This window comes from Pasteurella oralis (assembly GCF_002850605.1).
GTDB lineage: Bacteria > Pseudomonadota > Gammaproteobacteria > Enterobacterales > Pasteurellaceae > Pasteurella > Pasteurella oralis.
In genome coordinates, this window is the sequence record NZ_NXGB01000004.1 from 296,914 (window position 1) to 305,305 (window position 8,392).

The 8,392-nt window shown below is 36.1% G+C and carries 10 protein-coding genes; 9 read left to right on the forward strand and 1 reads right to left on the reverse strand.

The features are described from left to right. Positions 1-23 precede the first annotated feature (23 nt). From atpF to C0975_RS07300, 6 genes are read left to right on the forward strand one after another with little or no spacing between them, the layout of a single operon-like run. The gene (atpF, locus tag C0975_RS07275; protein ID WP_101775721.1) at positions 24-494 is read left to right on the forward strand and encodes a F0F1 ATP synthase subunit B; all 471 of its coding nucleotides are present in this window, start codon (positions 24-26) and stop codon (positions 492-494) included. Positions 495-507: 13 nt separating this feature from the next. Continuing rightward, positions 508-1,041, forward strand: a complete 534-nt coding sequence (atpH, locus tag C0975_RS07280) for a F0F1 ATP synthase subunit delta (RefSeq protein ID WP_101775722.1) — start codon at positions 508-510, stop codon at positions 1,039-1,041. A gap of 12 nt (positions 1,042-1,053) precedes the next feature. Then, complete coding sequence (gene atpA, locus C0975_RS07285) at positions 1,054-2,595, forward strand: F0F1 ATP synthase subunit alpha (RefSeq protein ID WP_101775723.1); 1,542 nt, start codon at positions 1,054-1,056, stop codon at positions 2,593-2,595. Between the two features lie 25 nt (positions 2,596-2,620). Further along, positions 2,621-3,490, forward strand: coding sequence for a F0F1 ATP synthase subunit gamma (gene atpG, locus C0975_RS07290; RefSeq protein WP_101775724.1), 870 nt, complete (start codon positions 2,621-2,623; stop codon positions 3,488-3,490). Positions 3,491-3,507: 17 nt separating this feature from the next. Next, positions 3,508-4,881, forward strand: a complete 1,374-nt coding sequence (gene atpD, locus C0975_RS07295) for a F0F1 ATP synthase subunit beta (protein ID WP_101775725.1) — start codon at positions 3,508-3,510, stop codon at positions 4,879-4,881. Positions 4,882-4,921: 40 nt separating this feature from the next. Continuing rightward, positions 4,922-5,350 (forward strand): F0F1 ATP synthase subunit epsilon, encoded by a 429-nt coding sequence (locus tag C0975_RS07300; RefSeq protein WP_101775726.1) that lies wholly within the window; start codon positions 4,922-4,924, stop codon positions 5,348-5,350. 62 nt (positions 5,351-5,412) lie between these two features. On the opposite strand, the gene tusA is transcribed toward C0975_RS07300, so the two are convergent. Beyond that, positions 5,413-5,652 carry a sulfurtransferase TusA gene (gene tusA, locus C0975_RS07305; RefSeq protein WP_101775727.1) on the reverse strand — a complete coding sequence of 80 codons (240 nt, stop codon included), beginning with the start codon at positions 5,650-5,652 and terminating at the stop codon, positions 5,413-5,415. Between the two features lie 77 nt (positions 5,653-5,729). Here tusA and C0975_RS07310 point away from each other — a divergent pair, with 77 nt between their 5' ends. From C0975_RS07310 to hemG, 3 genes are read left to right on the forward strand one after another with little or no spacing between them, the layout of a single operon-like run. Then, a complete protein-coding gene (locus C0975_RS07310; RefSeq protein ID WP_101775728.1) occupies positions 5,730-6,338 on the forward strand; it encodes a YigZ family protein in 609 nt (202 codons plus the stop codon). A 3-nt stretch (positions 6,339-6,341) separates the two neighbouring features. Next, positions 6,342-7,793, forward strand: a complete 1,452-nt coding sequence (locus tag C0975_RS07315; protein ID WP_101775729.1) for a TrkH family potassium uptake protein — start codon at positions 6,342-6,344, stop codon at positions 7,791-7,793. Further along, a complete protein-coding gene (gene hemG, locus C0975_RS07320) occupies positions 7,793-8,305 on the forward strand; it encodes a menaquinone-dependent protoporphyrinogen IX dehydrogenase (RefSeq protein ID WP_101775730.1) in 513 nt (170 codons plus the stop codon). The genes C0975_RS07315 and hemG overlap by 1 nt, the downstream gene beginning before the upstream one ends. The last annotated feature ends 87 nt before the right edge of the window (positions 8,306-8,392 follow it).

Genomic DNA, 8,392 nt, shown 5'->3' on the forward strand with positions numbered 1-8,392 from the left:
ATAATTATTAGGGAGGAGTGGTTGTGAATTTAAATGCAACACTAATTGGTCAACTCATTGCTTTTGCAATTTTCGTTACATTTTGTATGAAATTTGTTTGGCCACCAATTATTAAAGCGATTGAAGAGCGTCAGCGTGCAATTGCAAATGCGCTTGCATCTGCTGAGGCAGCAAAAAAAGAACAAGCTGATACTAAAGCTTTAGTCGAGCAAGAAATCACTGATGCTAAAGTGCGAGCACAACAGATCATTGATTTAGCGAATAAACGCCGTAATGAAATTTTAGAAGAAGTGAAAGCAGAAGCTGAAGCAACTAAAGCCCAAATTATCGAACAGGGTTATGCTGAAGTTGCTGCTGAACGTAAACGTGTTCAAGAAGAATTACGCGTTAAAGTTGCATCACTTGCTATTGCTGGTGCTGAGAAAATTGTGGGTCGTACAGTTGATGAAGCGGCAAACAATGACATTATTGATAAATTAGTTGCAGAACTATAAGAAGGTTGGGCTTATGTCAGAATTAACTACAATAGCTCGCCCTTATGCCAAAGCAGCTTTTGATTTTGCAGTAGAGCAAAGTGCGGTTGAAAAATGGACAGAAATGTTAAACTTTTCATCTGAATTAATTAAAGATGAAACAATACAAACATTTTTGAATAGTTCATTTTCTGCTCATAAACTTGCTAATACTGTCATATCAATTTGTGGCGACCAGCTTGATCAATATGGGCAAAATCTTATTAGGTTAATGGCTGAAAACAAGCGTTTAACAGTGCTTCCTGCGGTTTATCAAGAATTTCAACATTATGTTGAAGAACATCAAAAAATAGTAGAAGTTCAAGTCATATCAGCTCAACCATTAAATGCAGTGCAATCGCAAAAAATTGCCGCAGCAATGGAAAAAAGATTAGCTCGTAAAGTTAAATTAAATTGTAGCTTAGATAGCTCATTGATTGCTGGAGTTATTATTCGTACAGATGATTTTGTGATTGATGGCAGTAGTCGTGGACAACTTGCTCGTCTAGCAAATGAGCTGCAATTATAAGAGGAATAGAAGATGCAACTAAATTCTACAGAAATTAGTGAATTGATTAAAAAACGCATTGCCCAATTTGACGTAGTGAGTGAAGCTCGCAATACGGGGACAATTGTTTCTGTGAGTGATGGTATTATCCGCATTCATGGTTTAAGTGAAGTAATGCAAGGTGAAATGATTGCATTACCAGGTAATCGTTATGCTATGGCACTGAATCTTGAAAGAGATTCTGTAGGTGCGGTAGTAATGGGTCCTTATGCTGATTTAGCAGAAGGAATGGAAGTTCAATGTACTGGTCGTATCCTAGAAGTACCTGTCGGACGAGGTTTATTAGGTCGTGTAGTAAATACATTAGGTGAACCAATCGATGGTAAAGGTGAAATTGCTAATGATGGTTTTTCACCTGTTGAAGTGATTGCGCCAGGCGTTATTGATCGTAAATCTGTTGACCAGCCTGTTCAAACTGGCTATAAAGCTGTTGACTCAATGGTACCAATCGGTCGTGGTCAACGTGAATTAATTATTGGTGACCGTCAAACAGGTAAAACAGCATTAGCAATTGATGCTATTATTAATCAACGTGATTCAGGTATTAAATGTATCTATGTTGCTATCGGTCAAAAAGCTTCAACAATTGCTAACGTAGTGCGTAAATTAGAAGAGCATGGTGCATTACAAAATACTATTGTTGTTGTTGCTTCAGCATCTGAATCTGCTGCATTACAATACCTTGCACCATATTCTGGTTGTGCAATGGGGGAGTATTTCCGTGATCGCGGTGAAGATGCATTAATTGTTTATGATGACTTATCAAAACAAGCTGTAGCTTATCGTCAAATTTCATTGTTATTACGTCGTCCGCCTGGTCGTGAAGCTTTCCCTGGCGATGTTTTCTATTTACATTCTCGCTTACTTGAGCGTGCTTCACGTGTAAATGAAGAATATGTTGAACGTTTTACTCATGGTGAAGTGAAAGGAAAAACTGGTTCTTTAACTGCACTTCCAATCATTGAAACGCAAGCTGGTGACGTTTCTGCATTCGTTCCAACAAACGTAATTTCAATTACTGATGGTCAAATTTTCTTAGAATCTAACTTGTTTAACTCAGGCATTCGCCCTGCGGTAAACCCAGGTATCTCGGTATCCCGTGTAGGTGGTTCTGCACAAACTAAAGTAGTGAAAAAATTAGCTGGTGGTATTCGTACTGCACTTGCTCAATATCGTGAATTAGCTGCTTTTGCTCAATTTGCTTCTGACCTTGATGATGCAACACGTAAACAATTATCACATGGTCAAAAAGTAACTGAATTATTGAAACAAAAACAATATTCTCCATTATCAGTAGCACAGCAGGCATTAGTGTTATTTGCAGTGGAATTTGGTTATTTAGATGAAGTTGAATTAGATCGTATTGGTTCATTTGAATCAGCTCTTTTAGAGTATGCTAACCACAACTATGCAGATTTTATGCGTGAATTAACTCAATCTGGTAATTACGATGATGAAATTAAAGAGTCATTGGCAAACATTTTAGATAGCTTCAAAGCAAATAGTGCGTGGTAAGTTAACGCTTTAATGGAGAGACAAGATGGCAGGTGCTAAAGAGATAAGAACCAAAATCGCGAGTGTAAAAAGTACACAAAAGATTACCAAAGCGATGGAAATGGTTGCTGCCTCAAAAATGCGTAAAACGCAAGAACGTATGTCTGCTTCACGTCCGTATTCTGTTGCAATACGTAATGTGATCAGTCATGTCTCTAAAGCCAGTATTGGTTACAAACATCCGTTTTTGATTGAACGTGAAATTAAAAAAGTTGGTATCTTAATTGTTTCTACCGATCGGGGTTTATGTGGTGGTTTAAATGTTAATTTATTTAAAACTGCAATGACCGAAATAAAAAAATGGAAAGAACAAAATGTTGGAGTAGAACTAGGTTTAATTGGCTCTAAAGGTATTAGTTTTTTCCAATCTATTGGTATGAAAGTAAGAGGTCAACTTTCAGGTATGGGTGATACACCATCAGTTGAAGAATTGCTTGGTGTTGCAAATGGTATGTTTAATGCCTACAAAGAAGGTGAAGTTGATGCGATTTATATTGTTTACAATAAGTTTGTTAATACAATGTCGCAAAAACCGATTTTACAACAGCTTGTACCTTTACCTGAATTAGAAGATGATAAATTAGCTGAAAAACAACAGGCTTGGGAATATTTATATGAGCCTGATGCAAAAGTATTACTTGATTCATTACTTATCCGCTATTTAGAGTCTCAAGTTTATCAAACGGTAGTAGAAAATCTGGCTTCTGAGCAGGCAGCTCGAATGGTAGCAATGAAAGCAGCAACTGATAATGCAGGTAATTTAATCAATGAGTTACAGTTGGTGTATAACAAAGCTCGTCAAGCAAGTATTACAAATGAATTAAATGAAATTGTTGCTGGTGCAGCAGCAATTTAACAAATAGAGGATCGGTAATGGCAACTGGAAAAATTGTACAAATCATCGGTGCGGTTATTGACGTTGAATTCCCACAAGATGTGGTACCAAAAGTATATGATGCCTTAAATGTTGAAACAGGTTTAGTCCTTGAAGTTCAACAACAATTAGGTGGCGGTATTGTTCGTTGTATCGCAATGGGATCATCTGATGGTTTAAAACGTGGTTTAACAGTAACTAACACGAATAGCCCAATTTCTGTACCAGTGGGGACAAAAACATTGGGTCGTATTATGAACGTATTAGGTGAGCCAATTGATGAACAAGGCCCAATTGGTGCAGAAGAAAATTGGTCTATTCACCGTGCGCCACCAAGTTATGAAGAACAATCTAACAGTACTGAACTTTTAGAAACGGGAATTAAAGTTATTGACTTAGTATGTCCGTTTGCAAAAGGGGGAAAAGTTGGTCTATTCGGTGGGGCAGGTGTAGGTAAAACCGTTAATATGATGGAATTAATTCGTAACATCGCGATTGAACACTCTGGTTACTCTGTATTTGCAGGGGTAGGTGAGCGTACGCGTGAAGGTAATGATTTCTATCATGAAATGAAAGACTCTAACGTATTAGATAAAGTCTCTCTTGTTTATGGTCAGATGAATGAACCACCAGGTAACCGCCTACGTGTAGCACTAACAGGTTTAACAATGGCGGAAAAATTCCGTGATGAAGGTCGCGACGTCTTATTCTTCGTTGATAATATTTATCGTTATACTCTTGCTGGTACTGAAGTATCCGCATTGTTAGGTCGTATGCCGTCTGCAGTAGGTTATCAGCCAACGCTAGCAGAAGAAATGGGAGTACTTCAAGAACGTATTACTTCAACTAAAACAGGTTCTATTACTTCTGTTCAAGCGGTTTATGTGCCAGCTGATGACTTAACTGACCCATCGCCAGCAACAACTTTTGCGCACCTAGACTCAACAGTTGTATTAAGTCGTCAAATAGCATCATTAGGTATTTATCCTGCAGTTGACCCATTAGAATCAACTTCTCGTCAATTAGATCCATTAGTTGTTGGTGAAGAACATTACAACGTGGCTCGTGGTGTACAAACAACATTACAACGCTATAAAGAATTAAAAGATATCATTGCAATTCTTGGGATGGATGAATTATCAGAAGATGATAAATTAGTGGTAGCACGTGCGCGTAAGATCGAACGTTTCTTATCACAACCGTTCTTTGTAGCGGAAGTATTTAATGGTACACCAGGTAAGTATGTACCATTAAAAGAAACAATTCGTGGCTTTAAAGGTATTTTAGAGGGTGAATATGACCATATCCCAGAGCAAGCGTTCTATATGGCAGGCACCATTGATGAAGTATTAGAAAAAGCAGCTAAATTATAATTGCTTCTGAAAGCAACTAACCAGGCTTGAGGGAGAGTATATGTCAGTATTTAATTTAAATGTAGTTAGTGCGGAACAGCAAATATTTTCTGGTCCAGTAAAGAGTATTCAGGCAACGGGTATTGAGGGTGAACTTGGTATTTTAGCAGGTCATACCCCATTACTTACCGCAATTAAACCGGGTATTGTTAAGCTTACTCTTGAAGATGGTAAAGAAGAAGTTGTTTATGTTTCAGGTGGTTTTTTAGAAGTTCAGCCAAATATCGTTACTGTATTAGCTGATACAGCAATTCGAGGTGATGAACTTGATGGTGATCTTATTTTAGCTGCGAAAAAACGTGCAGAAGAAAATATTCGTTCTCGTCATGGTGATGCAAATTATGAAATGTTAGCATCTAAACTGTCTAAAGAATTAGCAAAACTACGCGCTTATGAATTGACAGAAAAATTAGTAAAAAATAAACGCTAATTAGACCGCACTTTGAACACAACAAAGACCACTTATTAGTGGTCTTTTGTTTTCATTGGCAATTATTTTCCTTTTTTCACCCAATACTTAAAGGGTGTTTTTTCTACTTTACTTTTTAATAAAGTATGTTCCATAAATTGGCAAAAACTTGGAATATCTCTTGTTGTTGCTGGATCATCAGCAATCACTAATAATACTTCCCCATCTTGTAAGTAACGGATATATTTTCTTACCAACATTACTGGTTCAGGGCAGCGTAAACCTAAAGTGTCCAATGTTTGAGTAACAGTAATTTCGCTCATGAATTTTATCGTTTTTTGAATAAATTTAAGCGGTATAATACATCAAACTCAAATAGCCTAAAAGTTCAATAAACGTAATGATTGAATATAAAATCCCAAAAAGTGCGGTCATTTTTGAAGAAGAAATAAAGAAAAGTCGTTTTATTACCTATTTGCGTCACGTTGAAGGCATTGTTGAAGCAAAAGCATTTTGGCAAGAAATTAAAGTATTACATCCACATGCTCGCCATCATTGCTGGGCAGCAGTAGCGGGTTCACCAATAGACTCACAGCAGCTTGGTTTTTCTGATGATGGTGAACCAGCTGGTACAGCAGGTAAACCAATGTTATCAGCATTACAAGGTAGTCATATTGGTGAAATTAGTGCAGTTGTTGTACGTTATTATGGCGGTGTTTTGTTAGGAACTGGTGGATTAGTACGCGCTTATAATAATGGTGTCCAACAAGCATTATTACTATTAGAAACAACATTAAAAGTACGACGTGAAAATTATAAAATACAATGTGATTATGGGCAGATTAACTGGTTACAATTATTGTTTGAAAAATATGAAATATTAGTTAATACTCAGACATTTAGTGAAAGCGTAAAGTTTGAGTTAGGTATTAGAGATGATAAACTGAAGCTCTTTGAACAAGAAATAATAGAACGTTCGAGCGGACAACTACAATTAGAAAGAGAGTAATTTGTGCGAATATTGTCGATCATCCGAATTGTCGGTATCTTAGTTATGTGCTTTTCTATTACTATGTTAGCACCTGCTTTTGTTGCATTATTATATGGTGATGGTGGTGGTAAAGCATTTGTACAAACTTTCGTAATGAGCTCAATTGTAGGGTTATCTTTATGGTGGCCTTGTCATCATCATAAAGAAGAATTGCGTTCTCGAGATGGCTTTTTTATTGTTGTTGCATTTTGGCTTGTATTAGGTAGCCTTGGCGCCATTCCTTTCATGCTATTTGAAAAGCCTGACCTTACTTTATCTGGCGCTTTTTTTGAATCTTTTTCTGGTCTAACAACTACTGGTGCAACCAATATCACAGGATTGGACAATTTACCAAAAGCTATTCTATTTTATCGCCAACTATTGCAATGGATGGGCGGAATGGGAATCATCGTATTGGCAGTTGCGATTATCCCTCTTTTAGGGATTGGGGGTATGCAACTATATCGTGCTGAAATGTCAGGACCGCTGAAAGATCAAAAAATGCGTCCACGTATAGCAGAAACGGCTAAAATTTTATGGTTTATTTATACTTCTCTTACTGTTCTTTGTGCATTAGCTTATTGGTTAGCTGGTATGTCAGCATTTGATGCAATTAGCCATAGTTTTTCTACAGTATCTATTGGTGGCTTTTCTACTCATGATGCAAGTATGGGATATTTCAATAATAGTGCAATTAATATTATTACAATTGTATTTTTACTTATTTCTGCTTGTAATTATGCATTACATTTTGCCGCATTTTCAGAATTAAAACGTGGTAAATCACTTAAAATATATCTACGTGATTCAGAATTTAAGTTTTTTATCAGTTTTCAGACTGCACTTATTGTGATTTGTTTTCTCTTTCTTTGGTGGAGTGGACATGAAAATAGCTTAGAGCAAGCAGCTTTCCAAGCAGTATCTATTTCAACAACAACAGGATACACCACAGCTGATTTTGCACATTGGCCTTCTTTCATTCCTATGCTTTTATTATTTTCATCTTTTGTAGGAGGATGTGCAGGATCTACAGGAGGAGGTTTAAAAGCGGTAAGAATTTTGATTTTATCATTACAGTGGAATAGGGAAATCAAACGCTTTGTACATCCAAACTTAGTTTATCCAATTAAATTAGGGCGTAATATTGTGCCTGAACGAGTTTTAGAAGGAATTTGGGCGTTTTTTTCTGCTTATGTTTTTGTTTTTATAGTCTGTTTATTTGGTGTCATTGCTTGTGGTGTTGATATTTTTGATGCTTTTAATGCAGTTGTTGCTTGTTTAAATAATTTAGGACCAGGTTTGGGACAAGTAAGTAGTAATTTTGTTAATATTCCTGATGGTGCTAAATGGATTTTAACTTTCGCTATGATTTGTGGCCGTTTAGAAATTTTTTCATTACTTGTTTTATTTAGTCCTGCTTTCTGGAAAGAATAATGAAAACATTAATTTTATACTCAAGTCGAGATGGACAAACTAAAAAAATAGCTGAATATATTGCTTCGTGTTTACTAGGCGATGTTAGTATTGAAGCATTAACAGAAAATATACAAATTGATAGTTTTGATAACATCATTATTGGTGCATCAATACGTTATGGACATTTTAATTCACTACTTGATAAATTTGTCAAAAAACATACCGCACTTTTAAATCAAAAACGAACAGCATTTTTTGGAGTGAACTTAACTGCACGTAAAGAAGGTAAAGATATGCCAGAAACAAATGTTTATGTGAGAAAATTTTTTTTGCGTAATCAATGGCAACCAACTTTAAAAGCAGTATTTGCCGGAGCATTGTTTTATCCTCGTTATAATTTTTTTGATCGTATGATGATTCAATTTATTATGAGAATAACAGGGGGTGAAACGGATACAACGAAAGAAGTTGAATATACAAATTGGAATAAAGTAAAAGATTTTGCAGAACAGTTTAATGTAATGAAGTAATCAGCATCAACGATTCGTTGTATGGGGATATTTTGATAAAAGCCACTTTTCGAATGTGATACACTCCTTAATAACAGATAATATTAT

Excerpts from the sequence above, each read along its gene's own strand:
- atpG (WP_101775724.1), top strand. The coding sequence starts at position 2,621 with ATGGCAGGTGCTAAAGAGATAAGAACCAAAATCGCGAGTGTAAAAAGT.
- C0975_RS07310 (WP_101775728.1), top strand. The coding sequence starts at position 5,730 with ATGATTGAATATAAAATCCCAAAAAGTGCGGTCATTTTTGAAGAAGAA.
- atpH (WP_101775722.1), top strand. The coding sequence starts at position 508 with ATGTCAGAATTAACTACAATAGCTCGCCCTTATGCCAAAGCAGCTTTT.
- hemG (WP_101775730.1), top strand. The coding sequence starts at position 7,793 with ATGAAAACATTAATTTTATACTCAAGTCGAGATGGACAAACTAAAAAA.
- atpD (WP_101775725.1), top strand. The coding sequence starts at position 3,508 with ATGGCAACTGGAAAAATTGTACAAATCATCGGTGCGGTTATTGACGTT.
- tusA (WP_101775727.1), bottom strand. The coding sequence starts at position 5,652 with ATGAGCGAAATTACTGTTACTCAAACATTGGACACTTTAGGTTTACGC.
- C0975_RS07300 (WP_101775726.1), top strand. The coding sequence starts at position 4,922 with ATGTCAGTATTTAATTTAAATGTAGTTAGTGCGGAACAGCAAATATTT.
- atpA (WP_101775723.1), top strand. The coding sequence starts at position 1,054 with ATGCAACTAAATTCTACAGAAATTAGTGAATTGATTAAAAAACGCATT.